The 26,625-nt window shown below is 32.3% G+C and carries 24 protein-coding genes; 12 read left to right on the top strand and 12 right to left on the bottom strand.

Annotation, left to right across the window (positions count from 1 at the left end; all coding sequences use genetic code 11):
• Positions 1–15: 15 nt before the first annotated feature.
• The 7 genes from C1X07_RS01960 (at position 16) to C1X07_RS01930 (ending at position 7,237) form a co-directional block, all read left to right on the top strand.
• Complete coding sequence (locus C1X07_RS01960; RefSeq protein WP_103068286.1) at positions 16–465, top strand: 3-hydroxyacyl-ACP dehydratase FabZ family protein; 450 nt, start codon at positions 16–18, stop codon at positions 463–465.
• On the top strand, positions 462–1,361 hold the full coding sequence (locus C1X07_RS01955) for an alpha/beta hydrolase (protein WP_103068285.1): 900 nt from the start codon (positions 462–464) through the stop codon (positions 1,359–1,361). Before C1X07_RS01960 ends, C1X07_RS01955 begins: the two co-directional genes overlap by 4 nt.
• On the top strand, positions 1,354–2,640 hold the full coding sequence (locus C1X07_RS01950) for a beta-ketoacyl-[acyl-carrier-protein] synthase family protein (RefSeq protein ID WP_103068284.1): 1,287 nt from the start codon (positions 1,354–1,356) through the stop codon (positions 2,638–2,640). The genes C1X07_RS01955 and C1X07_RS01950 overlap by 8 nt, the downstream gene beginning before the upstream one ends.
• A 3-nt stretch (positions 2,641–2,643) precedes the next feature.
• Positions 2,644–2,898, top strand: a complete 255-nt coding sequence (locus C1X07_RS01945; RefSeq protein WP_103068283.1) for an acyl carrier protein — start codon at positions 2,644–2,646, stop codon at positions 2,896–2,898.
• Positions 2,895–3,437, top strand: coding sequence for a 4'-phosphopantetheinyl transferase family protein (locus tag C1X07_RS01940; protein ID WP_103068282.1), 543 nt, complete (start codon positions 2,895–2,897; stop codon positions 3,435–3,437). The genes C1X07_RS01945 and C1X07_RS01940 overlap by 4 nt, the downstream gene beginning before the upstream one ends.
• 115 nt (positions 3,438–3,552) lie before the next feature.
• Positions 3,553–6,405 (top strand): M16 family metallopeptidase, encoded by a 2,853-nt coding sequence (locus tag C1X07_RS01935; protein ID WP_241507173.1) that lies wholly within the window; start codon positions 3,553–3,555, stop codon positions 6,403–6,405.
• Between the two features lie 25 nt (positions 6,406–6,430).
• A complete protein-coding gene (locus C1X07_RS01930) occupies positions 6,431–7,237 on the top strand; it encodes a sugar phosphate isomerase/epimerase family protein (RefSeq protein ID WP_103068281.1) in 807 nt (268 codons plus the stop codon).
• Between the two features lie 6 nt (positions 7,238–7,243).
• On the opposite strand, the gene C1X07_RS01925 is transcribed toward C1X07_RS01930, so the two are convergent.
• Positions 7,244–7,846: a YceI family protein gene (locus C1X07_RS01925; RefSeq protein ID WP_103068280.1), complete on the bottom strand. Its 603-nt coding sequence runs from the start codon at positions 7,844–7,846 to the stop codon at positions 7,244–7,246.
• Positions 7,847–8,157: 311 nt separating this feature from the next.
• Here C1X07_RS01925 and C1X07_RS24890 point away from each other — a divergent pair, with 311 nt between their 5' ends.
• On the top strand, positions 8,158–8,328 hold the full coding sequence (locus C1X07_RS24890) for a hypothetical protein (protein ID WP_164914076.1): 171 nt from the start codon (positions 8,158–8,160) through the stop codon (positions 8,326–8,328).
• A 21-nt stretch (positions 8,329–8,349) separates the two neighbouring features.
• On the opposite strand, the gene C1X07_RS01920 is transcribed toward C1X07_RS24890, so the two are convergent.
• Positions 8,350–9,561 carry a multidrug effflux MFS transporter gene (locus C1X07_RS01920; RefSeq protein ID WP_103068279.1) on the bottom strand — a complete coding sequence of 404 codons (1,212 nt, stop codon included), beginning with the start codon at positions 9,559–9,561 and terminating at the stop codon, positions 8,350–8,352.
• A gap of 194 nt (positions 9,562–9,755) precedes the next feature.
• Between C1X07_RS01920 and C1X07_RS01915 the strand changes: the two genes are divergently transcribed.
• Together C1X07_RS01915 and C1X07_RS01910 are read left to right on the top strand one after the other, a co-directional pair.
• On the top strand, positions 9,756–10,319 hold the full coding sequence (locus C1X07_RS01915) for a DUF4251 domain-containing protein (RefSeq protein WP_103068278.1): 564 nt from the start codon (positions 9,756–9,758) through the stop codon (positions 10,317–10,319).
• A 361-nt stretch (positions 10,320–10,680) separates the two neighbouring features.
• Entirely contained in the window at positions 10,681–11,613 is a 933-nt protein-coding gene (locus C1X07_RS01910) for a hypothetical protein (RefSeq protein ID WP_103068277.1), read from the top strand.
• Between the two features lie 825 nt (positions 11,614–12,438).
• Here the strand turns inward: C1X07_RS01910 and C1X07_RS01905 are convergent.
• Together C1X07_RS01905 and C1X07_RS01900 are read right to left on the bottom strand one after the other, a co-directional pair.
• Positions 12,439–12,849 carry a hypothetical protein gene (locus tag C1X07_RS01905; RefSeq protein WP_103068276.1) on the bottom strand — a complete coding sequence of 137 codons (411 nt, stop codon included), beginning with the start codon at positions 12,847–12,849 and terminating at the stop codon, positions 12,439–12,441.
• On the bottom strand, positions 12,846–13,052 hold the full coding sequence (locus C1X07_RS01900) for a helix-turn-helix transcriptional regulator (RefSeq protein ID WP_233783279.1): 207 nt from the start codon (positions 13,050–13,052) through the stop codon (positions 12,846–12,848). Before C1X07_RS01900 ends, C1X07_RS01905 begins: the two co-directional genes overlap by 4 nt.
• A 194-nt stretch (positions 13,053–13,246) precedes the next feature.
• Between C1X07_RS01900 and C1X07_RS01895 the strand changes: the two genes are divergently transcribed.
• Positions 13,247–13,444: a hypothetical protein gene (locus C1X07_RS01895; protein WP_103068275.1), complete on the top strand. Its 198-nt coding sequence runs from the start codon at positions 13,247–13,249 to the stop codon at positions 13,442–13,444.
• Between the two features lie 3 nt (positions 13,445–13,447).
• Here C1X07_RS01895 and C1X07_RS01890 read toward each other — a convergent pair whose 3' ends face one another.
• A complete protein-coding gene (locus tag C1X07_RS01890) occupies positions 13,448–15,148 on the bottom strand; it encodes a hypothetical protein (protein WP_103068274.1) in 1,701 nt (566 codons plus the stop codon).
• A 74-nt stretch (positions 15,149–15,222) separates the two neighbouring features.
• Here C1X07_RS01890 and C1X07_RS01885 point away from each other — a divergent pair, with 74 nt between their 5' ends.
• Positions 15,223–16,221, top strand: coding sequence for an AlbA family DNA-binding domain-containing protein (locus tag C1X07_RS01885; protein ID WP_103068273.1), 999 nt, complete (start codon positions 15,223–15,225; stop codon positions 16,219–16,221).
• A 720-nt stretch (positions 16,222–16,941) separates the two neighbouring features.
• Here C1X07_RS01885 and C1X07_RS01880 read toward each other — a convergent pair.
• The 7 genes from C1X07_RS01880 to C1X07_RS01850 form a co-directional block, all read right to left on the bottom strand.
• A complete protein-coding gene (locus C1X07_RS01880; protein WP_262494899.1) occupies positions 16,942–17,388 on the bottom strand; it encodes a DNA/RNA non-specific endonuclease in 447 nt (148 codons plus the stop codon).
• Between the two features lie 137 nt (positions 17,389–17,525).
• Positions 17,526–19,178, bottom strand: a complete 1,653-nt coding sequence (locus C1X07_RS01875) for a S41 family peptidase (RefSeq protein WP_103068271.1) — start codon at positions 19,176–19,178, stop codon at positions 17,526–17,528.
• A gap of 72 nt (positions 19,179–19,250) precedes the next feature.
• Positions 19,251–20,531 (bottom strand): M20 metallopeptidase family protein, encoded by a 1,281-nt coding sequence (locus C1X07_RS01870; protein ID WP_103068270.1) that lies wholly within the window; start codon positions 20,529–20,531, stop codon positions 19,251–19,253.
• Positions 20,532–20,630: 99 nt separating this feature from the next.
• Entirely contained in the window at positions 20,631–21,386 is a 756-nt protein-coding gene (locus C1X07_RS01865) for a LytR/AlgR family response regulator transcription factor (RefSeq protein WP_103068269.1), read from the bottom strand.
• A complete protein-coding gene (locus tag C1X07_RS01860; RefSeq protein WP_103068268.1) occupies positions 21,367–22,461 on the bottom strand; it encodes a sensor histidine kinase in 1,095 nt (364 codons plus the stop codon). Before C1X07_RS01860 ends, C1X07_RS01865 begins: the two co-directional genes overlap by 20 nt.
• 234 nt (positions 22,462–22,695) lie before the next feature.
• Positions 22,696–24,681 carry a serine hydrolase domain-containing protein gene (locus C1X07_RS01855; protein ID WP_103068267.1) on the bottom strand — a complete coding sequence of 662 codons (1,986 nt, stop codon included), beginning with the start codon at positions 24,679–24,681 and terminating at the stop codon, positions 22,696–22,698.
• Positions 24,682–24,740: 59 nt separating this feature from the next.
• A complete protein-coding gene (locus C1X07_RS01850; protein ID WP_103068266.1) occupies positions 24,741–26,570 on the bottom strand; it encodes a serine hydrolase in 1,830 nt (609 codons plus the stop codon).
• Positions 26,571–26,625: the final 55 nt, after the last annotated feature.

Genomic DNA, 26,625 nt, shown 5'->3' with positions numbered 1-26,625 from the left:
ATAAATTAGTGTGTTGTGACCAAAAAAGAAATCATACAAAAATTACCATATACCAAACCTTTTCTCTTTGTTGATGAGATTGTAGAGGTTAATGAAGATCATATCAAGGGTAATTACACATTTTTGCACAATGAGTATTTCTATAAAGGACATTTTAAAGGTAATCCTGTAACTCCAGGTGTTATACTTACAGAATGTATGGCACAGATAGGAATGGCATGCTTTGGAATCTTTCTTTTAAAAGACACATGGGATCAAGAAGCATGGAATGTAGCAATGACAAGTAGCGATATTAACTTTTATGCACCGGTTTTCCCTGGAGAAAAGGTTTATGTAGAAGCTGATAAGGTATATTTTAGATTCAATAAACTAAAATGCAATGTAGCCATGTATAACTCAAAAAATGTTTTGGTTGCCAAAGGGGTTGTAGCAGGAGTCGCATTCAAAAATAATATAGAGAAATGAGTATAGGGTATGCTTTAGTAAAATTAGTTCTAAAACTAAAAGGAGAAAAGAAATCATGGTCTCAAGATCCAATTGATTATCAAAAAAAGAGAACGCAAGATATTCACATCCCTAAGAAATGGCATTTACAGGGCAGTACGTATAAAACAAATGAAGTAAATGGTAGTAAAGTAACTATTATAACTCCTAAGAATGTAGGTACAGATTTCTTATTATTATATTGTCATGGCGGAGCTTTTGTTTATGGACCAACTCGTGAGAATTGGTTGGTAATTGCTAAAATCGCAAAACAAACCCAATCCAATGCTTGGATGATAGATTACCCCAAAGCACCAGAAAACGATATAAGAACAATTACAGAAAGTGTATATCAGGTTTATCTGAAAGCTATAAAGGTATATAAACCTTCTAAAATCATTCTAATTGGAGATTCGGCCGGTGGAAATTTAATTATGACACTCACTCAAAGATTGCTGTATGAAGAAAAGAAGATTCCAAATAGATTAATTGCTATTACTCCGGTTATGGATGCCAGTTTAACCAATCCTAAAATTAAAAAAATTGACTCAATTGATCCGATTCTAAGTGTAAAAGGGTCTAGGTCTTCAAAAAAAATGTGTGCAGGAGAGCGATCACTAAAAGACCCGTTAATTTCTCCGTTGTATGGAAATTTTGATAGTTTTCCACCAATACACCTTTTTATGGCTACTCATGATATACTTGCACCAGATCAAGAGCTATTAATAGAAAAAATTGAAGAGAATAAAGGAGAAATAGAAGTAATAGTAGGAGAAGGTATGCCCCATGTGTGGCCCATATTACCGATTATGGCAGAGTCAAAAAAAGCACGTGCAAAAATAATTTCGATTATAAATTCAGCTACAGAGGATGAATAAAAGACGAGTTGTTATAACCGGATTGGGTATTGTTGCTCCAAATGGAACGAACATTTCAGTTTTTGAGAAGAATATAATAAACGGAATGAGTGGGATACAATACTTAAAGGAATTAGGCAGCTTAAAATTTTCATGTCAAATAGCTGGTATACCTATATATGAGAAAGATTATTTAAACAATTACTTTAATACAGTGCAATTAAAAGGATTAAATGCATCTGGGATGGAGTATGGAGTAATTGCGGGAATTGATGCATGGAAAGATGCTGGATTATCCATTAATACTTCAGATACACCACAATGGGATGCTGGTGTAATTTTTGGTACAGGAATCCTAGGTGTAGACAAATTTCGCGAAGCCATATATAAAGTAGATGCTGGTCAAGTAAGGAGGTTAGGTAGTACGAGTGTTATACAAACTATGGCAAGTGGTATTAGCGCATTTTTAGGGGGAAAACTAGGTTGTGGAAATATCGTTACTACGAATTCTTCAGCATGCAGTACTGGTACAGAAGCTATTTTGATGGCCTATGATCGTATTGCCAATAACAATGCAGAGATTATCCTAGCTGGGAGCACCAGTGATAGTGGACCATACATATGGGGCGGATTTGATGCCATGCGCATTTTACCCTACAAATATAATGATAACCCTACCGAAGCATCAAGACCTATGAGCGCTACAGCTAGTGGGTTTGTACCTGGTAGTGGTGCAGGAGCCTTGGTTGTAGAAAGCCTTGAGAATGCCAAAAAAAGAGGAGCAACCATCTACGCCGAAATTATGGGAGGACATGTCAATAGTGGTGGGCAACGCAAAGGAGGAAGCATGACTGCACCAAATAGTGAAGCTGTACAACACTGTATTCGCAAAGCATTAATTAATGCAGAAATTAACCCTCAGGAAATAGATGCCATAAATGGTCACCTGACTGCTACAACTATGGATAGTACAGAGATATATAACTGGAGTAAGGCATTAGGCCTAAAAGGAAAAGATTTTCCATATATCAATTCACTTAAGAGCTTAGTTGGTCACTGTCTAGCGGCTTCCGGTAGTATAGAAAGTGTAGCTACCATATTGCAGCTAAAAGAAAAGTTCATCTTTGGTAATAATAATTGTGAAGACCTACATCCTGAAATAGCATCATTAATTGATAGAGATAAAATTCCTACCAAAACACTTGATTTTGCACCTTCTGTAATTGCAAAGGCTAGCTTTGGTTTTGGTGATGTAAATGCCTGTATCATCTTTAAAAAATATACTAATGACAACATATAAGATATGACAAAAGAAGAATTACTATCCAAGTTAAAAACCATAATAACACCATATGTACAAAACACAAAAGGGCTTGAATCCCTAAATGAGAATACAGATTTTATTAAAGATCTTGAGATCAACTCTGCCAATTTGGTAGATGTGGTTCTGGATGTTGAAGATGAATTCGATATTCAGATCGATAACGAAGCTATGGAAAAAATGCTAACCGTTAAGGCTTCTCTATTAGTAATAGAAGAAAAACTGGAGGCTAAATGATAGGTAATGATATTGTAGACCTTAGCCTTGCAAATCAGCAAAGTAATTGGCAGAGAAAAGGCTGGGTACAAAAAATATTTACTGATAGAGAACAAGCCGATATTTACGCTTCTAAAAATCCACGAATACTGGTTTGGAAGTATTGGAGTATGAAAGAAGCTGTTTATAAAGCACACCAAAGAAGGCATACCTTAATACCCAAATACAATCCCAGGGATTTTGAATGTACCCAAGAAGAGACAGTAAATATTGATAACCTTTTATATACCGTAGATTCAATACTTCATCCTCAGTATATATATAGTATTGCGCGCGATGGTCACATTGAATGTCGCTCTCAAGTAGTAGAAAGCAGGACTCAAATTAGATCAAAACTACAAGCAGTAATTTCTCAGGAGTTAGGAATCCCCACATCTTTGATTTCTTTTTCTAAAGATTTAAATAGAGTGCCTGTGGTATGTATTGACAAAAAAGCTTCTGCCATTCCTGTTTCTATAACTCACCATGGGCAATATTCGGCATTTGTTGTCTCTATTTAGTAATTTGTCAGGGCTTAAACCTTAGTTTTATAACCATTTTATGAAATTCTTGGGATGTGTTTCCTTATTTTTGATTCTCAACTAAGCATTTTTAACCAAAAAAACACCTTACACAATGTCATTTTTCAAAAACAAATTGGTACTACTCGCAATATGGGGGATGTTATACTCTTGTTCAAATTCGGAACAAAAAAAGAATACAGAAACACCTGATACTAGTGTAGCAACAGAGTTTAAGATAGCATACGAAAAATTTACACTGGATAATGGTCTGGAAGTAATTCTTCATGAAGATCATAGTGACCCTATTGTGGCGGTAGCAACAATGATGCATGTTGGATCCAATAGAGAGAAACCTGGTAAAACAGGATTTGCACATTTCTTTGAACATATGTCCTTTAATGATTCTGAAAATACACCTGTAGGCGCCAATAGAAAATTAATCCCTGAATGGGGAGGTCAACGCAATGGGGGTACGTGGAGCGATGGAACTGTATATTATGAAGTAGTACCCAAAGATGCTTTTGAAAAGATTCTTTGGATAGATTCTGATCGTTTTGGATATATGATTAATACCGTTACCGAAGCAGCTCTGGAAAGAGAAAAGCAAGTTGTTAAAAACGAAAAACGCCAGCGTGTAGATAACGCTCCTTATGGATATACCGATGAAATAATCCGAAAAAATTTATATCCAGAAGGTCATCCTTATAGTTGGACAGTAATAGGTTCATTACCAGATCTACAATCGGCAACATTAGAAGATGTAAAAGAGTTTTACACACAATATTATGGAGCAAGTAATGGTTCCTTAGTGATTGCTGGGGATATTGATATCGCAGAGACTAAAGAATTGGTGAAAAAGTGGTTTGGCGAAATTAGAAAAGGACCAGATGTGCCAAAACTAGAGCCTATGCCTGTAGTTCTTGAAAATAGCAAATCCTTATATTTTGAAGATAATTTTGCTAAACTGCCTGAGCTAAGAATAGTATATCCTACTGTAGAAGAATACCATAAAGATACATATGCTCTAGAAGTTTTAGGAGAATTATTAAGTGGGAGTAAAAAATCTCCGTTATACAAAATACTTGTTGAAGAAAAGAAACTAGCCCCCAATCCTCGTAGTTTTCAAAGATCTAGCGAGATCGCAGGAGAATTTTCATTTATCGTGCGTGCTAATGCAGGCAAAGATCTAGACAGTGTAAAATTGGCTATAAACGAAGGTTTAGCAAGGTTTGAAAAAAATGGATTTACAGATAATGAACTTAAAAGAATTAAAGCAGAGCTAGAGACTCGATTGTATCAAGGGTTTAGTACAGTCCTTAATAAAGCTTTTCAATTAGTTCAGGACAATGAGTTTAAGGGAGATCCTGGATATATTTCTGAAACTGCTAGACTATCTAATGCAGTTACCAGAGAAGATATCACGCGTGTCTATAACACCTATATCAAAGGAAAAAATTATGTAATGACGAGTGTTGTTCCCAAAGAACAAGTAAACTTGGCTATAACCAATGCAAATGAAGCCAAAGTATGGATAGAAGAAGTAAAAACAGATGTCGCCAATGAAGAAGTAAGCCAGGGAGAAGAAGCTATTTATGAAAAAACCCCTTCTATTAATGATAGAAGTGAACCAGATTTTGGAAAATTACCATTGTTCAAATCTCCAGAAGTATGGACAGGAAAAATTGCTAATGGTATGCGATTGTATGGTATAGAAAATAATGAATTGCCATTAGTGAGTTTTGATATTACTATTCCTGGAGGACATTTGTTAGACCCTGTAGAAAAAGCAGGAATTTCGAGCTTTGTTACAAGTATGATGATGGAAGGAACAGCAACTAAAACTCCTGCAGAGCTAGAAGAAGCTATAGGACTTCTAGGTGCATCCATTAATATATCTAGTAGAACAGAAGAAATAAGGATTACCGGATCTTGTCTGACCAAAAATTTTGAAAAAACGATTAAGTTGGTTGAAGAGATTTTATTGGAACCTCGCTGGGATGAAAAAGAATATGATAGATTAAAACTAGCGTTAGAAACCAGCCTAAAAGGTAGAGAGGCAAGTCCGCAAGCCATTGCATCAATTAATTTTAACAAGTTATTGTATGGAGAAAATAATATTTTGGGACTGCCTAACTCTGGCACTCTAGAAACACTAAATAATATTTCTTTAGAAGATATAAAGGCACATTACACTAATCTTTCTCCCAAAAATGCAACTTTTCATATTGCAGGAAACATAAATAAAAGTAGAGTAGAAGAAGCGCTATCTTCAATTGCTACGAATTGGGAAATAAAAGAAACGACCGTTCCGAAAATAGAAATTACCGAAAAAGACCATATCGATAAATTGTTTTTTATCGATATGCCAGGATCCAAGCAATCCGTAATTTTTATAGGTAAATTAGCAATATCTGCTGTAAATCCAGAATTTAATAATTTGGATTATGCAAATGAAATTCTAGGGGGAGGATCCAGTGGAAGATTGTTTCAAACATTACGTATTCAAAAGGGGTATACCTATGGTGCTTATTCGGGGATTAGAGCTCAGCAACATACTTCTCCGTTTTTTGTGGCGACAAGTGTTCGTGCCAATGCTACTTTACCATCATTAAAAATCATTGAAGAAATGATTACTAGCTATGGCGATAGTTTTGATGAAGACGATGCAGAAACCACAAAAACTAAAATATTAAAAAGTAGTACCAGAGATTATGAAGGGTTAAATGATAAACTAAACATTCTGAGAGAAATGAGTAAGTATAATAAGCCCGCTTCCTATATTGAAGATGATCAAAAGGAACTCTTGGCGATGAGTGAGCTCGATTTTAAGTCAATAATCAACAAATATTTTGAGGAGAATAAAATGATTTATGTTGTGGTGGGTGATAAAACAACTCAATTTGAAGAAGTTAAAAAACTCAATAAGGTAGTTATAGAATTGGATATTAATGGTAATAGAATATAAAATCACAATTAAGTAGGATATCATAATGAAATTAAAGTTTATATATCCAAGATGGGGAAGTGCAGATCTAAAATGGAGTGTTTTTCTAAAAAAGGTCAAAGATGCTGGTTACGATGGTATAGAGATTGATTTGCCACTAAATATAAATGAGAAAAAAGAAATCCTGGCTATTATTTCTGATCATGAATTAGAAATAGTAGCTCAGCATTGGGAGACCAAGGAGATTGATTTTAATAAACATAAAGATTCTTATAAAAGGCATTTATATAATCTGGCAGAAGCCTCGCCATTACTGATAAATTCTCATACAGGAATGGATTTTTTCACTTTCAAAAAAAATGCTTCTTTACTTCAGATAGCCGAAGAAATAGAAAAAGAAACCAGAGTTCCTATCGCTCATGAAACACATAGATCACGGTTCTCTTTTGCGGCCCATGTCTGTGCCCAATACCTGGATAGTTTTCCTGATCTGAAACTTACTTCAGATTTCTCCCACTGGTGTTGCGTAGCAGAATCTATGTTAGATAATCAAAAAGAGACGGTTGCTAAGGCGATTAAGCATAGTTATCATATACATGCTCGTGTAGGATCTGCTCAAACACCACAAGTAATAGATCCTAGAGAAGATCGATATAAGCCGGAGTTATCTACTTTTATAAAATGGTGGAAAACCATGATTGATCATGCAAAAGCACAACAGAGAAGCTATATTACTATTACTCCAGAGTATGGTCCATATCCATATGCTACTTATACACCCAATACCAATGCACTAATGGGCGATCAATGGCAAATTAATCAATTTATAAAAGAAGAACTATCTAGATCATAAATAGTGTTAAAGAAGGATAGGGAAGTAAAACTTAATATCCAGTTTGTTTTTTTCTCGTTCTTCATGAATATGGATTCCATAGTCACTAGTAAATATTGTTGTTTTGCCCAATAGTCTTTGAGCGTCTAGAGAGAAGGTGATTATTACCTCTTTAGTTTTTCCTTTGATAGTCAGATTTCCTATGACTTTATATGTATCTGTTCCAAAATGAACTACATGTGTGCTGGCAAAAGCTATTTTGGGGTACTTTTTCTTGTAAAAGAATTTCTCCCACATCAGATGTCCATCTCGTATAAAATTATCAGTATCCAGTGTTTTTATAAGTGCAGTACCCTTAAAAGTGGCATTATCTGGGTCTTTGGGGTTAAAATTAATTTTAAAATCTAATCCCGAAATAGTACCTGAAGTTTTATCATGAACGAAATTAAATGACACTTTTGAGTTTTCGACATCAAATTCTAATCCACGAAAATCATTGATTAAGGAATAATCAGCAGTGGGGCTAAATATATTTGCGGTAGGAAGATCTGTAGGATTTGAAATAATATCTTGTCCGAATCCTTGTAAGAATAATAGTCCCCCGAATAGTATGTTGAGAAAAAATCTCATAAATCTATTAAATCATTTAAATATAAAAAGAATCAAGAACCATTCCAAGGGTTAATGTTATTTTGGGAGTTTTTTGACAAATTACTCTTCTCAAAAATTATACGTTTTCAAAGATTCAATTTTTCCTACAAAGTTATTTACTAGTACATTGATTAAAGTAAGATGTTTTGTAAGAATTTTTAGCGGTATTGATTGTTAAATAAGTATAAGTTGTTAAAAAAGAGTCAATTAAATTCATTTAAGATCAAAAAAATTAATAAATTAGAAAGAGAATTAATAATCAGTCTGGTAATTCATAAAAACTTATCATTATGAGTAAAAAAGAAAAACCCAAGAGAAAAAGACGATTCGCAGACTTCCAAAACAAATATCGTAGATCTTCTAATTTTGGATATGGATCAAAAAGAGATCGGTTTGCAATTGCAGGAAATGGAGAATTATTAGCTTCGAGTGACGATTTAGATGAAGAACAAAGGTCGTGATCCTAATAGAACGTCTTTTAATTACCTGCTAATGGCTTGTTTTTTTACAGATACTTTTAGATACACAAGAATTATGATAGAAAGTATTGCACAAACCAAAAAACCAATAAATAAAGGTAGTGTAGTGTCTAGTACAAATCTTCCTATATAAGTGCTAATAGGTACTGCCATAATGGTAGATATAAAACCTGTGATGGCAGCGGCTATTCCTGCAATATGACCAACAGGTTGCATTGCCAAAGCCCTCAAGTTTCCGAATAAAAAACCAATAGCAAAAAATTGCAACCCAAAAAACAGCAATAAAACAACAACACTTGGATTCGGACTATTATAAAACATTACAATATACAATAGCGAAATTCCGAAAAAAGCAAATAGGGAAGTGGTTACCAATTTTTCCATTCCATATTTTAAAACAAGAGTTCCGTTTAAAAAAATAGCAGTACCAATAGATATAGCTAATAAACCAAATATATACGGAAATTCTTCTTTTAGGTGATATTGTTGCTCAAAAATTTGCTGAGAAGTACTCAAATAAACCATAAAGGATCCCGTGATAAATCCAGAAATGATTGTGAACCCAATAGTATCTTTGTGTTTTGCTAACTCTTTTATCCCATCTACAAAGATACTTGGCGTAAACTTAATACGCTTTGAGACCTCTAATGTTTCGGCCTGTCTTTTCCAGAACCATATAGAGATCAGTACCCCAAATATTAATTGGATATAAAATATAGCCTGCCAGTTGTAATGATCGAGTATAGATTTGCCCAGTGCTGGAGCAATAATAGGAACCAAAATAAATACTACAGTAATAAAAGACATAATGCGAGCCATATAATCCCCGCTATAAATATCTCGAATCATAGCAATACTAATCGTTCTGGGAGCAGATAACCCAATACCTTGTAGAATTCTACCTAAAATCATCATCTCCAAACTGGTCGAAAAAATGCATATAAAACTAGCAATAATAAAGAGAACAATACCAATATAGACTATGGGTTTTCTACCCCAACTATCAGATATAGGACCAAAAACAAGAGGACCAATACCCAGCCCTAAAAAAATCATGGTAATCAATAACTGATTATCAGCCAGGTTGGTAGTACCAATGGTATTTCCGATAATATCTAGTGCTGGCAAAAGAGCATCAATAGCCAGTGCAACAATAGACATTAGTGATGCCATCAGTATTACGAATTCAAACTGTGCAAATTTCTTTTTTAACATCCGGCAAAAGTAGCGTATTTACTATGATTAATGGATGTTATAAATGTTATTTAATATATAAATAATGAAGCGTAAAAACACTTTAATACCGTATGTTTTGGAGATAATCATTGTATATCTAGACATTGGTATCTGTTAATGTTTTTTAAATTGGGATGGTACTTGAGGCATTATTTGGTATATTTTAATAAAAAATGAAAACTCTTATTTTAATACTAGTTTCCTGTATGTTAGTGAGCTGTGGGAGTTCACAAGATCTGAAGGTATCAGCAGAAAAAAACAAAGTTCTTACGGAGTTAGTAGCTCAAAAAAAGTTTGAAATCTTATCAGACTGGGCATCGCCTATGGCAAGCAGAAGTCTTAATGCTTTGGCTAATAGTAGATTGTTTCCCTGGGGAAGTACCGCAAACAATATAAACCTTTCTGGTAACGGAAATCATTTTAGAATGTATGGGGATAGTATTTCTATGTATTTACCGTATTATGGGGAACGACAAATTTCTAACGGATATAATACCAATAATAATTTAGAATTTGATGGTATCGCAGATGAATGCGATATCTCATATCATGAAAAAAAACAGCGATATTTAATTAAACTAAGACTCAAAAAAAATACAGAATCCTTTGTAGTGTCTGTACTGCTGTATAATAATTTGTCTAGTGATATTACTGTTATTAGCAATCACCGTACGTCAATTAGCTATAGAGGGAGAGTATTAAAGTTAGAAAAAGAAGACAGTGGGCTTATCAATTAGAGGAGGTGTCCTTTTGTTGTGTAAATAATTTTTAGAAACTCACTCCCTACGGTTATATACAAGTAGTTTTTATGAAATTTTTAAGGATTTTGGTGTATTATAACTTAGGGGATTACCTTACATTTGCTAGTTTAAACCAACCACAACGTAGATGCTTTTTAATCCACTGGTACCACCTATATTTTTTCAAAATCTTATAAAACTATTACTTCTAATATCTTCATAAATATTCATGCTCTTATAGCGGTAAGATACCATAGAAACAACCAATATTTTCAACGTCAAAATTTGAAACCAAATAATGATATATGTTTATAAAGAGGGTTAAACATATAATTATAACAAGCATATAAACCAAGTAATGAAAAATTATTTAAAACATAAATCACAACAAATGCAAAACACACTTACATCTATTATTACCATATTTTTTTTCGCATTCATAAGTACTCAACAGGCTTTTTCACAAGAAAGGTCTTATCAATTTAATAGCCAATTGACGTATACAGATAGTAACCGTGGCAAAGTAAATGATCGAAAAATGCATATTTTTGTGGGGGATGGTGTATATGCCATAGTAGGAAGAAAACAAGAACTGATTATCGATACAAAAGATGATCTATTGATGGAAACCGATGGTACATATTATAGGATAAGTGACAATATCAAGGTGAAAAATGAAGTAAAATCCTTCTTTAAAAGTTTTAAATTTTTAGAAAAAGATATAAAGGAAGAGTTGGTATATTGCTCTTTAGAAGTTGCAAAAGGAGATAAAAAGGAAAATGTACAGGTAATTTTTGATACAAAAGCACCAAATATGATGCCCTTATTAAAGTTTTTGGGCTTTGATAGCAATGGAATCGATAAAGCTGGAGTAAGACAGGTTGATTTTAAGCAAAAAGAATTAAAAATAGAACGTATAACACCTGTAGAACGCAACTTGAAGCTTGCTGATACCGTAGCAAAAACGGATAAAGATTTTGGATTGCGAAAAAGAATGTATGTTAAGCGTACTAGACTAGCATATGAGTTAGAGCATTATGTAGATGAACCATTTATTTCGGAGAACTATATATTAACTACACAGGTAAATGAATTAAAGCAAGAAGCAATTACTTTGGCAAAATGTGTAGTAGCTAATGGAGTAAAAAGTAATATTGCTTGCATGACAATGAAGGAAGATTTTTTGAAAAAGCGAAGTGATTTTTTGATAAAGTTAAAGGAAGATAATGAGTTTGTTGCTAAAGAGGTAAAGGCGCATTTGAAAAAGACTATTGGACGATTTGGTATATAAGAAAGAAATAAAATAAAAACGAAGTAAAATTCCCGGAGCCAGTCTTCGGGAATTTGATTTTAAAGAAGTAATGATAACAGTACTGAAAAACATATAAAACCTTCAAAATCTTAAAAAGGAGTGCATGTTCTGAAATATTCTATTTTACATAATATAAATTATAGTACAAATATCATATTTCGATTATATCTGGTTGTTATGCCATTTGATAGCTATAATGTTATATTATGTAAAATATCCCATAATGTTTAGTTCTTCGTAATAAACCTTTGTACTTGGGTCATTAAACATTTGGCTTTGGGTTTAGTACTAAACAAGAAACATTCTGCTGTTTGTAGCTATAATTAGCCATTATGTAAAATTGCCGCTGCCTATGCGCTCGATTGCTTTTTATAAATTAAACGCTTACTGGCGTTTATTTCTAAACTCAATTTCCAACCGCATAGCCACCGCCATAAAAAAGCTAACCTTTTAGATTTGTTTAAAAATCGCGTATTCGATAATAATCCTGCAATATTTTTTTCTACGGCATTCTCGTAAAGGTTTCCGCAAGAGTACAAAATTACTCTGCGAGATAATTTCTGTACACTTGCTCAAATTCTACTAAGATTCAACATTTTTTGATTTCTACTATTTAAGAATATTTAGAACTGGAATTGCTTTGAACTAACCTTAAACCATATAAATATTAAGAATATGTATTGCTAGACCTCTAAAATATGTACGCTCTTTCACCTATTGTTTTAGCCAAAGTTTTCTGAGGCCGTTTTACCAACGCTTCATCTGGGTAAAAACGCACGCTCTATTTTACATAATGTAATAAAGCTAAACTTTTAGTTTACGAATTATATGTTTCAAGGCATACTTTTCTAATTCTTTAATGGATTTGCTTGATATTTTAATCTCCCAATTAGATAAACTAGGCATTAAACTAACTTCATTGTTTATAAAGATATTACTGTCGGATTCTGATAGTTGTTTAGATGGGATTACATAAACAACTCTTGGTTCTTGATTCATTACCAAAACTAAAGCGATAAACGAGTTATCTTTTAGCTCTCTTAACTCTTTCTTTAAGATTTTAATACTAAGTTGTACTGTATCTAAATCAAGCGGTTGTAGATATATTGTATTGTTTCCTATTAAAAAATCAACCCCTTCCCTCCCATCGGTTTTAGCAGTTAATTCTATGTTATGACTTTTTAATTCTGATTTTAGGAACTCTAAGGCAATCATTTTGTAGAAACTAATAACTCTCTAATATCCACGTCTAGGATTTCCGCTATTCTTTTTAAATCCTTTAAATGTGGTTGTGATTTATTATTACAAAATGCAGTTACAGAAGTCGTACTTTTTCCTAGCTCTTCTGCAAGCCAAACTTGTGATTTCCCTTGGATTACTAATACCTCTTTTATTCTATTTATCCTTTCTATTGCCATAATTATTTGATGTATTCTACTCTAAATATATAATACATACTTAATAAAACATAAGTTTAAATTAAATTTTAGTAATCTAAACTTGTATTTTAAAAATTAAATTTATAAGTTTGAATTAACTTTATGTAAGTTAAAATTATATAAATGTAATTTTTAGTTGAATTTTTATTGTTAATAACTTTATTTCAAATTTTATGCCATATCCTAAATACACCAAAGCCGACCTTGAAAAAATCGTATATACACAACTAGATAATCTAAATGCAATTCACGACTTGCTTCGCATTATGAAAATACAAAACGAATTGATTGAAAATGCTAATAAAAAATTAAAGGATGAAGTGATTGACTTTAAAAAACGAGTTAATTATGGGAGTGGTAAGCTTGAATAAAGGCTAAAAACCTATAGAGATTTTACTCTTTTGAACTTGTAATATTTCATCCTCTATAGAATCTATTTCTTCTTTAGATAGATTTTTATCATATTTTAAATTATTCTCTTTTATCTTTCTCGTTAAGAGTTTTATATCTTTTTTATAATTACTGTTTTCAGTTACTAATTTAATTAATGTATACCAAGAGCACCAAGATGCTCTGTTATCTTCTTTTTGGTCAGAAAAATGAGAAAAATTACGTCCTAAAATTAACAATTCAATGTTCTTAATATCATTCTGATTTATTCCTTTTATATCATTTTTAATTAGTTCAAATATTTCTCTCTCTTTTAGCCAACTCTCAACTTTATCAATCCATTTAATACTAGAACTATAAAAGTTTTTAGACATACTATATCTCATTTTCATAGAAGCACCAAAATCATCTAACCACTTTAGCTGAACTAGTAATATTGTTTTACTATTAATATCATATATTAAAGCATCTATATCTGTTATCAATTTACCATTTAGTTTAAGGTTGATATTTCTAGAAATAGAAATTAAATTTTTAGCATCTAAAAGTTTATACAGATCATCTTTAAAAACTTTTTCCCTGTGGTTCACTGCGTTAAAGTAATCTCTTTCATAATTAAATTTTAAAGAACGAGTTAGATATGCGAATGGATTATTTAAAATTCCTGCTAATGATTTCAATATAAACTCTTTTGATATTCTTATTAATGGCGGTGGTGCATTTCCTGCAGAATCTCCAAGTTTATCAACATCCTTTTCATCAATTGAAAGTTTAACTAAAAAGGAAAACACTTTTTTATAGTCAAGTTTTTTGTGAATAGAAATACTATACGCCAAATCATCAATTCTCTCATCCAAGGGGTATAAATTCCAAGGATTAATTGTATAATTAGTTTTTCTTAAAAGTGCTAAACAATGGTCTTTATGTTTCAAAGAATAACCAATAATAGCTTCTATAATCATAATAATTTCTCCGAAACTCAATAAGCCAAATTTTGCATCTAAAGGAAAAGAATCACTACCAGTCATTCTTCTTCTAAAAAGCCTTCCTACTATTTCATAATGTTCATCTAATTCACTGGTAGAATCATACCTTATAAAATGTTCTTTCCAAATAGAAACTTTTTCAAAAACCTGTTTCTCAACTATTGGTTTTAAATACTTTAATCGTGTTAAATCTTTTTCAGAAAAAGAAATTTGGTTTTGCCACCAATTAAAATCTTCTACAACTAATTGTTCCCTATTTGGAGATGGAAAAAGATTAGTAAATTTATAATCATTAGCATTTATTTTATTTATACTAAATAATTGTTGATTAGCTAGTTCTATATATTTTTCAATATAGCCTATGTGTCCAAATCTAATATTTGTATCGTTAGCCCATTTAACTCCATTACTATCAGACACGAATAATGGGTAACCAGATTTATTTATACTTTTATCAATAAATGTTTTTAAGCTGTTATAAAAACCTGCTGAAATATAACTGAAAACTATATATGCATTTTCATATTCTTTGTCTTCTCTTGGCAAAAGAAAATAAATATATACGAATGCACTATCTATAGACCTAGTTAATTCAAGCATAGCGATACGAGAATCATCAAAAGAAAATGTTTTTCTTATTTTAAGTTTTTCTTGTTCAATTTTACTTCTTATTTCTTTTATATAAATTTCTTTTGTCATTTATTTTTAGATACGTATATACTAATTCAATTGTAATCAATAAATTACAATTTAAAATTTTTTAACTATAAATAATGAAATACTCGCAGATAATATTTGGTAAAGATTTGTATGATTTAGAATACAATGATATTGTCCAATTTTTCAATGAAGAAAAAGAGGAAACTTTAAATTTAGAATTTAAATCGTATCCACCTCAAGGCAACCATAATGATAAAGAAAATGCGGTTTTTAAAGCTATTTGTGGTTTATTGAATTCAGAGGGAGGAATTGTTGTTTGGGGGGCTCCAGTTGAAACCCGAGACGCTCAAGGCAATACTTCTGCTGCAGGAGCTTTAACTCCATTTTCGACAACTTTGGATAGAGATAGATTAATTAATAAAGTTTCGAGTGTTATTGTACCGTTAGCTATTGGGATTCGTGTTCAAAAATTAGATGACCCAAATGGAAATTCTATATTTATAATTGAAGTAGAAAAAAGTAATTTTAAACCACATCAATTTAAAGACAAGTACTATATCCGTTTAGATGGACAAACTAAAGTTGCACCCCATTACTTAATTAGTGCAATGATGAAGAGTGTAGATTTCCCAATAGTTAAAGGCCATCTAAGGTTAAAAAGTATTGAAAATTTAGATGGACATAGAATTTCATTAAGATTCAGGAAAGTTGTTTTTAACACATCTGAATTTAATAATGATTTAAATGTCTTTATTAGAGTTGTAGCGTCTCCTGGTATTATCATTGTAAATAATGAGCAATTTGGAGGAAATTATAATAGTCCAGGAATGAAAATATTAAGTAATGGTAGACCTAGTATGTCTGAATTTAATTTGATAGTAACCTCTCAACAATTGATTCAAGCAAATAATGAAATACGAATAATTTTGAATTTTGGAGGTGAAAAGTCTCCTTCCAAAATCTCTTCATATAGATATTCTCTCGCAAATTTAATCTTAGGAAACGTGGCTGATGAAAATACTTTTCTTATTGAAAAAAAGGAAAATAGTCTTCCCTCAGATTCTAATGATAAAACGGCAGATGAACAAATTAATGAACTCTTAGATTTGTAATCCCATTCCATACACATTCCCGCTTCACTCCTATCGTCGCTTCGGGCAAAGCGTATTCCATTACATTTTTAAAGAAACATTTAGGAAGAAAAAAATAAAAGAAGATTAGTATTCGTAAAAGCTTTTTTCCAAAGCAAAGTTACATAACGCAGAACATTATAGTACAAATGTATTGTAGCAAATTGGCGGATGCTTGTGTTACTGACAATTTAAAATGTGGATTATAATAATTTAAAATGTGGAATTTTTTTGAGACTCTAAAAATACTTTTTCAGCATTCACAATATCTACAAGAATTTGTCCTGTGAAAAATTTCGTGAAAAACTCGTGAAAATTGGCTTCATTTCTAGTTTAGCAATATAAAATTCTGTGAAAAATACTTTTCTAAGTAAAATCCGTAATTCTCATAAATCGAATATTCCGTACAATGGTTGTTACTGACAATTTAAAATATGGACAGGGATTATTTAAAATATAGACTATCCTTAGCTATACAAAATGATATCTCTATAATTAATAGTACCTACGAGAATCCGCTATGTGAAAAATTTCATGAAAAAAGCGTGAAAACTGGCTTTATTCTGAGCTTAAGCAATAATAAATTCTGTGAAAAATATTTTAGTGTATTTCAAAGTCAAATCAATAATTCGCATATTCTGTACAATCGTATATAAATTATTAAATATGCGATTCTCAAGGATAAGGATAATGGAGAAATATTTATAAAACAATATTCTCGATACTATAACTTAAATATTGTTCTACAGAATAACTTTCTAAATCAGGATCAATATCAATTTCTCTTAAAACAAGCTCTTTGCTTCTATTATCTGTATAAGAATCAATAGCATTATGAAATTTCATTAAGCTTTCTTGACTCATCATAAACCCAACTCGATATAGTTTCCCATCACTCTTTGGGTAAACAATTATTTTCCAAAATAATCTAGGTATTTTAATGTATGTATCATTGACTTTAGTTACAAACTCGGGATCATTGGATGATAAAACTGGTCCGGTAAACACGCAAACTTTTAAATCTTTATTTTCAGTTTCTTTGTGTAAAACATAATCTTCCAGGTTTACCCAAATCTTTCTGTTTAAATCTTTATGTTGAGGAACAGAATTACTATAATAAAATGTGGCAGGAGACCGAAAATAAAAAATACATCTAAAGAGTATAAAAATATTAAATATGGATTGAAGAACTTTTCAATCCATATTTAAAGTACTTAACATAACATAACAAGAGCACAAAATAGTTATCGTGCTCTTGTTATCCAGATCTTATTTTAAGGTAAAATTTATAAGGTGATTGAATTCAGAATTTCTTTGGCACTTTTGCCTATTTCTCCATCGACATCCAAGGAAATAGCTTTTTTGAGTACTTCTTTGGCTTTTTGAGTCTCTCCTGCAGCAATATACGATTCTCCAAGATATTTATAAGCTGTAGCCGAATTTGGAAATAACCCTAAAATCATAGAAAACACTTGAATTGAAGCCTGAATTTGAGGTACGCGACCACTTTGTAATAAAATGTTCCCTACAACAATCAACCCTTTCTCAAAATCATAAAAAGCATACAGTGGATCTTGGATCATTTTTGGAAGTTCTTCTGCCAGTTTTTGTGTTTGTCCAGATAAATATAAACTTACTACATAATCCATTGGTCTAGGTTTAAAATCTGGTGCGTTAAACGTTAATGCTGCTTCTAATACAGGATCTTGATTACTAGCGTACTCCTCAAAACTCATAGTAACTGGAACACTAGGGGCTATCCAATCTGCATTTTCTAATGCGGGCTTATCTTGCCACCATAAATACGACAGAGAGATATCAATTCCACTGTTTGGTAGTGTTACAGGACGGTTATCACCCCAAAAATTAATATTTTCTGCTGTGGGTTCTCCTACAAAAATAACATTGGTATAATTATCAATTTCATTAACCAGGTTTTGACAAGCAGAAAAAGTACGTTTTCCGATAATAACAAATAACTTTCCTATTTTATTTATCTTTTCAGATTTAATAAGACCTTTTATAACATCTTTATTTAAGTAGTTATTTCCTCCACCGTTTAAACGCAAATCAATAATTAACTTCTCTGTGTCATTAGTTTCTATATCTTTAAAAACACGGGTATAAAAATCCTTGGTACTTTCTTCAGCTTCATCAGCAATTCTACTATGTCTTATATACATCGCTTTTTCTTTGGCTAAGTATTCTGAAAAATAAATCTTGTCCAAGTGCTGTAAATATAAAGGTGTTGTCGACTGATCTCTGGCATCTAACCAATTTTCATTTTGATGAACAAAACCACGGTGTGTTGGTACTCTTTCTCCTTTGGCCAATGCAGTAAAAGATTGGGTAAATACTTTTCCATTTTTTTCTAATGTCAGTGCAACCTTGTTTTGAAGGGTTTTTGTAATTTTTTGGGCATGTAAGACTTCAGGATATCGTATATTATTAATTCCATAGGCTTTAAAATATTGTGAGTTCTCTACTTCTACGGTCGGTTCGATTGCTTTTAGAACTTCTGTAATTGGCTTCCCCTCTACCGCTATGACTTTGGCTCCAACTGCTTCTGGGTAGCCCTTGTGTGCTCCCTGAATATAGATTCCATCATTAAATTCATATACATTGAACGGCAATTGCGAAAACTCAAAAGGTTTTTGATGAAAACTAATATAGGTATGCCCATATTTGAATAAGGAAATGATTCTTGCCATGCCAACGATGATTTCATGTTCCTGTAAATTTGGGATGTTCTTATATAAGGTTTCTACTTCTGCGTCGAATATGTCTTTGGTCGTTTTTACAAAAAGAAATAAGTAGTCTTTATGCACGGTATTTTGAATAAAACGAAGATCTTCTTGCCATTGGGCTGTAGTTACGGTTTCTTGTGACCATAGTTGAGAAAATAGGATTAGGTTGAGAATAATTAATATTTTTTTCATGATGCTATGTTTAAGCCCGAATTTATATTTCGGGAATTTTGATTATGTATTAGTGATTTAAAAATGAATGTTTTATTTACTGTTTGCTCGTTCAAAAATTAAAGTAGCAAAAGATTGCACGCCATATTTTATGGTGGTTTCGTCCACAGCAAAATTTGGTGTGTGTGGCATAGAATTGATGCCTTTTTCAATATTAGATCCGCCTAAGAGAAAAAATACGCCCGGTACTTTTTGTTGATAGTAAATAAAATCTTCGCCAAAAAATGGAATTTGCCCATACAAAGGTTTAAACATTTCCTTGTTATAGAAACTAGAAATTGTTTTTGATGCCATTTTTGTAAGTTCAGAATCATTTATAGGGGTTGGATTATCCCTTGAATAGCCAATAGAAATAAAAAGATTTTTATATTTAGAATTAAGGATTTGGTTCTTTATTTCAAGAGGGATACTATACGTATTGCTACTATTAGTTTCGAAGAAACTAGCGCTAAAAATAGTAGTCCCCTGATCTTTATAAAGCTTTGTTCCTTCAATAAAAAAGTAATCTCTATAAATTGTTTCTTTACTTGTAATTCCTATTTTAGGATCAGTTGTATTATTTATGATATCCCAAGGTGAACCTTTAAGGGGATTACGAGAAAACCCGTTTAAAATATCATTCATAAAATTTTCTAATTCCTTTTTATTGGCACTAGGTTGGAATGTTACTTTTAGAGATCTTTGATATGCAAACAACTCATTAGATTTAAAATTAATCACACCCGATTCACCTGGGCCGATATGTAATCCATAAATTTCATTTGGTTCAATAATATCAAATAAGCCGTCCTCAATCATATCTTTTGCACCAGTAAAGGTTTCTTCTGCTGGTTGAAAAATGAAGTATACAGTACCTTTCAGGTTTTCTTTTTGCTGTGATAAAACAGTCGCAATACCCAAACCAATTGTGGTATGCACATCATGGCCACAAATATGTCGTACACCTTCATTTTTGGATATAAAATCAACAACATCTGGTTCTTTTGTTTTTATAGCATCCATATCAGCTCGCCATGCTATTTTTTTACCTTCTTTACCTCCTTTTAAAATTCCAACGACTCCATTACCTCCGATATTAGTTTTTACTTCTAATCCTAAATCCCTTAAATATTTAGCAACGATTTTAGATGTTCTTTTTTCTTGCTTAGAAATTTCTGGATTCATATGTAAATCACGTCTTATTTTGACTAAGCTATCAAAAATCTCTTTGGTAGAATTTACAAAATGCTGGTAAGTATTGCTTGGTTTTAGGGATTGAGAAGAAAGTGTTGTAGTAACAAATAGAGTTGTTATCGCAATTAGTTTTAGTTTCATGATGTTGCTTTTGATTACATCACAAACATAGTTTTAACACATCTTCTATAGTAGTACCTTCTGTTGAAACGTAGGTATTAATACTTGAAATGTCGCTATCTATCTATTCATCCATTCTTTAAAATCACTTGTCTTTTGTCTACTTACAATAAACTCTTGATCACGGGGATTGGTAATAGATAACTTAACACGATGGTTAAAATAAGGGTCAATTTTATAGATTGAATTTTTGGATATAATCTGACCTCTATTAATTCTATAAAACTTAGTATCGTCTAACGAGTCAAATAATTGATCCATCGTCTCATCTATAATGTATCGTTTAGTATGAGTCACGCCAAAAGTGATACTATCCTGAGAATATGCGTATAAGAGTTCTGAGATTCTAATTTGAACAAACCCACTACCCTCTTTAACCAGTATACCCGATCGTTTTTGTGGTGTTTGCATGGAACTAAGAAGTTCTTTTAGAAGTACCGGTTCAATTTGAGTAGCTGCCTTATTAGAATTCATAAATTTTTGTAAGGCTGTATCCAATTCATCGTTCTGAATAGGTTTAAGTAAATAATCGATACTATTTACTTTAAATGCCTGAATAGCATACTGATCAAAGGCTGTTGTAAAAATAATCGGGGCAACGACTTCTACTTTCTGAAATATTTCAAAACTCAGCCCATCTGCTAATTGAATATCCATGAATACAAGATCTGGCGAAGTATTTTGCGCAAACCATAAAACTGCATCTTCAACAGTATCAATAATATCTAATAACTGAAAATTAAAGGCACTTTTGGATAATAAATTTTGTAATTGCCTTGCAGCCCTCGGTTCATCTTCAATGATTAGTATTTGCATAATTTTTATTTTGATCGGATAATTTTAATAAAGGTAACACAACGGTAAATTGATTTCCATCATTTATAATTTCTGGTGATTTTTTAGAAATTAAAATATATCGTTGTTCAATATTTTTTAACCCGATTTTTGTAGATGGTGTTTGGGTTGATTTTGCTTGAATTTTGTTACTTACAACCAAGGTATCGCCTTTAATGACTACAGTGACAAGTAAAGGTTTGGCCTTAGAAACGATGTTGTGCTTTATGGCATTTTCTAGCAAAAGTTGTATACTCATAGGCACTATCATTGCGGAGTGTTTATCCTCGGGGATATCCCAATTCACTTTTAGGTTATCTCCAAATCTCTCTGATTGAATATGAATATACGCTTTAGCAAATTTCAACTCTTTTTCTAAGGAAATTAAATTTGAATTATCAGATTCGATAATAAAGCGATATACACCAGATAAATTATCTACAAAATCTTTAGCATCTTCCTTAGTGTCATTGTCAATAATATCTCGCAAGGTATTTAAGCTATTAAACAAAAAATGAGGCTGCGCTTGATTTCTTAAAGTATCTAACTGCGCCTGTATCATTACCTGTTTTGTTTGTTCTTCTTCTCGAATTGATTTTTTAAGCCTAACATAATAATAAATTGCCTCATATATTGCCATTGTCATAATAATAATCAAAAAAACGGGTAAAAGAACCCTCAAAATTACCATATGTGAAGATTCGAATCCTAAAAAGATAAAAAATTGTGCAAGTAAAAAACCCATTGTAAAATCAACAAATAGGATTACACAAATAATTGCAAAAAGCAAGAAAATAATACGCTTAAAATCATCTTTGAAATCGGGATATTTTTTTCGTAAAAAAATCAAAATAGACCTTATGATAAACCAATCACAAATGACATTAATTAATGCAGCAAACCAACCTATAACTACTAATACTATTGATGCTCTTTCTGATGGATTATTGAATAAATAGTTTGTAATAAGACTTATAATAAGAATACCAATTACAGAAAACCAAATATCATTAAAGCCTAAATACTGTATGCGTCTTTTTTTATTAAATAGTGCCATTAATTATAAGCTTATTAGTGATATTACTTTTAGGTTAATACGAATAACGGAATTATTTGAATTGCATACAAACCAAAAGGAATACTGTTATTAGCAATTCAAATATCTTAGGATTCACAAAAAAATGAAATCATAATATTTTGAAATGTCGTAATTGGTTTCTGAATTGTGATCCTTTTGGGAAATGATGACAAAAAACAAATACAACTAACCAACCTCAATTAATTAAATACACTATTGCTTAGGTCTTAAATTATCAATAATCTGCGCATCCACCCAAAATATATCTATGTTTTCATATTGGTCAGAACCCATGTTTCTATTAAAGAAAAGGTATTTCCCGTCTGGCGTTACACGTGCACCCGCTTCCCAAGCGTCGGTGTTTACCTTTTCACCCAAGTTGATAGCTTTCCCCCATGAACCATCTTGTTGCTTAAAGCTAACATAGATATCAGCATCGCCAAACCCACTATCTCTTTCACAATCCCACAGGATATACGATTCATCTGGAGCAATGAATGGATGAGCATTCCATTTTCCAGCGTTTATTTCTTTGCTGAATGGCTTAGGATCCTCACGTTTACCTTCTATTAATCGTGAATAACGAAGAACACCATTACCGTCTCTGGTTGCCTCGTCAAAAGCATAGGTTCCTTTTGATGAAGCTGTTAGACGCATGATGTGGATGTCTTTAAAAGGTTTTCCTAAACTTTTTAACTCAGACCAACCTCCTGTCATAGTGCGTTCCTTATAATTTTTGCCCAAATGTATAACCTTACCATCAGGAGAGATAAAAGGTTGTCCCACTCTTGGAGATATTACTGACTCTTGCCAGTGATTATTTTTATATTGAAAAACTACAAATTCTTGTTTTTTATTTTCTCCAGCTTCTCTGATGAAATAGAATTCTTTAAAGTCGGGCGTGAAGACACCACTTACTTCCCATCCTTTCGTAGAAACAATATCAGGAGCGAAAACTTTGGGCGTTAAACCGGGTCGTTTTTGCCCTAAATAACGATCTTCAAAGGATGGAGAACCACTTTTTACAAATGCTGGAATGATTACTTTTGAAACCTGAGTCATTATCGTATCCTCCCTGTCATGACCATTAATCACAATAATCAAGTCCAATTCTTCTACTGTTATAATGTATTGTCCTCCTCCTCCCCAAGCAAAACTGGTACTATAATCTATATCCTCAACTGTGATATCTGTTTGGTAAAAAAAATAACCGTAGTTATAATTTTTGGGCATCCAATCTTGAGTAGGTTTAGTAACGTTACTGATAGCCTTTGCTAGGTAATCTTCTGAAATAAGCTGTTCTCCATTCCATTTGCCTTTATTGGCAATTAAGGAGCCCAACTTCAACATATCGCGTGATTTTAGACTTACACGCCATCCCGCCTCTGGCTGACCACTTACGGCATTCTTCCAATGATAATTGGTGATACCTAATTTGTCTAGCAACTCTTTCTTAATAAAATCTTGGGCATTTCCAGGTACAACGGCATCAATTACTTGCATTACCAAAATGGGATTATAGTTACCATATTTGTATACCTGAGTGTCTTGAGTGATTGGTGTACTATATTCCAAAAGAGTCTGAACAAATCCTTGCCCTTTTAACTCACTAGAAGGTTTTTCTAATTTTTTACGCTGTTCTTCACTAATACCAAGACCCCCATGCATAATCAATGCTTTATGGAGCGTGATTTTTTCTGCACCTTTAGCAAGATTTGTTGTATCCAGTTCTTTGAGAAAGCTGATTAGAGGTTTGTCTAAATCAGCCATAGATAAATAGCCTAGCTGTATAGCTCGACCAAGTAACAAACTGGTATAGGCTTTAGTTGCTGAAGCTTGCGGATGTGGCAGATCGACACGACCTTTTCTGTAATAGGATTCAAAAACCAATTTGTTTTTGTGTGAAATAAGTAAGGCATCGTAATCGCCATGTAGCGTCGTATCAATAATCTCTTGGGCTAGTTTTAGAACCATTGCTTTATTACCACCATCAACTCCTAGCTTACCAACCAGAATATTATCTTCTCTAGCCTGTGGTGCTGTATCAATAAAGGCTTTTTCTAAATAAGGAATATCCCAAAATGAGAGTTCTGCTTCTGCGGTTGTGACCATTGGTGCATGATTCTCTTTTTGTTGAGCGAAGCTACTAATCGTAATAACAAGAAGAGTGATAAATAATAATCCTATTTTGTTTTTCATAGTCGTTATTAAATTTTTCGTTTTAATATATTTTTGATTCTATTTCTTTTATGGTAGTATTATTCACTTTTTTGTAGTTCTTCAAGCTTATGTCTGGTACGGTTATTTTTAGGGTTTAACTCAAGCGATTTAGTGTAGTTTTTAATTGCCAGATCAATTTCTCCTATTTTCGTACAAGCTTCTGCATAACTATCATACACTTTAAAACTATCTGGATAGAGTATCATATTCATTTTGAAAATGTCTTGTGATAATCTCATTCTATCTTCATGGAAAAAACTATATCCTACATCATTTAAATAGTCTTCAGTAACAGTAAGATAAGTTGGGTCATCTTCGATTAAGGTTCTATATGCATTAAGTGCTTTGTCAAAGTCGCCTTCCAGAAGGAATTCTACTGGTTCTTTTTTATAAGTATTCATCTTAACAAAAGTTGCAGCTACTGTCCCATCGTTTCTATTCAGGTAAAGTAAATTCACTGTTTTATTTGCAGTATCTGGTTTGAATTGAATAAATCGACTAGAATTTCTTCTAACAAAACTACTATCAGAGATTTTGATGAGTTCTTCTGCTTGTACGTCAAGTATATTTTTATAAAACAGTTGATTATCCTTTTGAAAAACTTCTACAATCCTACCATTGGACATATATCTACCAGTAATTTTGTTGATTAAAGACTGTTCAATCTCTATATTTTTATGTACTGGAACATAATTATCCCAATCATAAGCCAGAGCAACAGAACGAATCACTTCGGCATTAAAAGCTGGAAAAGTAGAATTAGTGAACACTACCACACCATAACCTTTGTCTCTATGAGCCACAATCTCAGCATAGAAACCTCTATTCCATCCGTGATGCCTTAAGTAGATTTCATCTCTTTTATTCAAAAGTTGAAACCCTAACCCCAGTGTATATGACCAACCAGAATTACTCACTCCATATGGTGTCCCCATTAATTCTGTCAGGTTTTTTGATAATCCTTTAGTACTCTTACCTTTTAAGGTTTGTTGTACATTGGTTATAAATTTTGCATAATCCTCTGCGGTTGTCCATAACCCATATGAAGCCATTGAAGGATAGATATTTCTTTTACCTTTTACCACAGAACCATCTTTTAAGTAACCCGTTGCTACTTTAGTCAATTGCTCTGTAGTAAGAGATTGATTAAAAGTACTATTATCCATTTCTAAGGGTTGTAACACGAGTTCATGCATGATCTCTGGGAATGTTTTTTTCTCAACATCCAGCATCATTTGTTGAATAGGTACATAACTAGTATATGCAAAACGAACACTTTCACCAGGCTTTTTGTTTACTGTAACTGGATCGTTTTTGGCTGGATAAGTTCCGCCTAAAATATCTACAAGTGTTGGTTTTTTTTCATTTATACTATATGATCCTGTTCCACGAGGATGTATTCCTGCAGAATGATTCAAAAGATTTTTTAGGGTAACTTTCTTTTCTTTAGTGAATTCATTTTCTGGTACTTTCCAGGATTTTAGGTAGCTATTAATGTTTTTATCTAAGACTACTTTATTTTGTTCTACAAGACGTAATGCTCCATAAGCCGTTACCGGCATACTAGTTGCGGCTGCCTGGAAAAGTGTTTGTTCTGTCACGGGAGCTTTACTTTCTTTATCCACGACACCATACCCTTTTGTCCAGGCAATTTTGCCGTTATGTATCACCGCAATACTAACACCCGGAATTCCGTAATGTTTCATACGCTCTTGTATAGACCATGTTGAATCACCATCTATGTGCACACGAGTTGTGAGACCATTTTCTACCTTTTTAATGATATCAACTGTAGTATCGGTATTCGATTCTTCTGCACATGATTGAAAAAGAATGATGAGGAGGAAGATTGTGACACTTTTTTTCATTATTAATAGCTTTTTAAGAAATTCTTCTTTTGATTTGATTTATGTTTATTAGTCG

Source organism: Aquimarina sediminis (genome assembly GCF_002895435.1).
GTDB lineage: Bacteria > Bacteroidota > Bacteroidia > Flavobacteriales > Flavobacteriaceae > Aquimarina > Aquimarina sediminis.
This window is presented reverse-complemented; position numbering and strand designations above follow the sequence as displayed.

Coding starts and splice junctions, on each gene's coding strand:
- C1X07_RS01955 (WP_103068285.1), top strand. CDS start 462: ATGAGTATAGGGTATGCTTTAGTAAAATTAGTTCTAAAACTAAAAGGA.
- C1X07_RS01950 (WP_103068284.1), top strand. CDS start 1,354: ATGAATAAAAGACGAGTTGTTATAACCGGATTGGGTATTGTTGCTCCA.
- C1X07_RS01945 (WP_103068283.1), top strand. CDS start 2,644: ATGACAAAAGAAGAATTACTATCCAAGTTAAAAACCATAATAACACCA.
- C1X07_RS01940 (WP_103068282.1), top strand. CDS start 2,895: ATGATAGGTAATGATATTGTAGACCTTAGCCTTGCAAATCAGCAAAGT.
- C1X07_RS01935 (WP_241507173.1), top strand. CDS start 3,553: ATGTCATTTTTCAAAAACAAATTGGTACTACTCGCAATATGGGGGATG.
- C1X07_RS01930 (WP_103068281.1), top strand. CDS start 6,431: ATGAAATTAAAGTTTATATATCCAAGATGGGGAAGTGCAGATCTAAAA.
- C1X07_RS01925 (WP_103068280.1), bottom strand. CDS start 7,846: ATGAGATTTTTTCTCAACATACTATTCGGGGGACTATTATTCTTACAA.
- C1X07_RS24890 (WP_164914076.1), top strand. CDS start 8,158: ATGAGTAAAAAAGAAAAACCCAAGAGAAAAAGACGATTCGCAGACTTC.
- C1X07_RS01920 (WP_103068279.1), bottom strand. CDS start 9,561: ATGTTAAAAAAGAAATTTGCACAGTTTGAATTCGTAATACTGATGGCA.
- C1X07_RS01915 (WP_103068278.1), top strand. CDS start 9,756: ATGAAAACTCTTATTTTAATACTAGTTTCCTGTATGTTAGTGAGCTGT.
- C1X07_RS01910 (WP_103068277.1), top strand. CDS start 10,681: ATGAAAAATTATTTAAAACATAAATCACAACAAATGCAAAACACACTT.
- C1X07_RS01905 (WP_103068276.1), bottom strand. CDS start 12,849: ATGATTGCCTTAGAGTTCCTAAAATCAGAATTAAAAAGTCATAACATA.
- C1X07_RS01900 (WP_233783279.1), bottom strand. CDS start 13,052: ATGGCAATAGAAAGGATAAATAGAATAAAAGAGGTATTAGTAATCCAA.
- C1X07_RS01895 (WP_103068275.1), top strand. CDS start 13,247: ATGCCATATCCTAAATACACCAAAGCCGACCTTGAAAAAATCGTATAT.
- C1X07_RS01890 (WP_103068274.1), bottom strand. CDS start 15,148: ATGACAAAAGAAATTTATATAAAAGAAATAAGAAGTAAAATTGAACAA.
- C1X07_RS01885 (WP_103068273.1), top strand. CDS start 15,223: ATGAAATACTCGCAGATAATATTTGGTAAAGATTTGTATGATTTAGAA.
- C1X07_RS01875 (WP_103068271.1), bottom strand. CDS start 19,178: ATGAAAAAAATATTAATTATTCTCAACCTAATCCTATTTTCTCAACTA.
- C1X07_RS01870 (WP_103068270.1), bottom strand. CDS start 20,531: ATGAAACTAAAACTAATTGCGATAACAACTCTATTTGTTACTACAACA.
- C1X07_RS01865 (WP_103068269.1), bottom strand. CDS start 21,386: ATGCAAATACTAATCATTGAAGATGAACCGAGGGCTGCAAGGCAATTA.
- C1X07_RS01860 (WP_103068268.1), bottom strand. CDS start 22,461: ATGGCACTATTTAATAAAAAAAGACGCATACAGTATTTAGGCTTTAAT.
- C1X07_RS01855 (WP_103068267.1), bottom strand. CDS start 24,681: ATGAAAAACAAAATAGGATTATTATTTATCACTCTTCTTGTTATTACG.
- C1X07_RS01850 (WP_103068266.1), bottom strand. CDS start 26,570: ATGAAAAAAAGTGTCACAATCTTCCTCCTCATCATTCTTTTTCAATCA.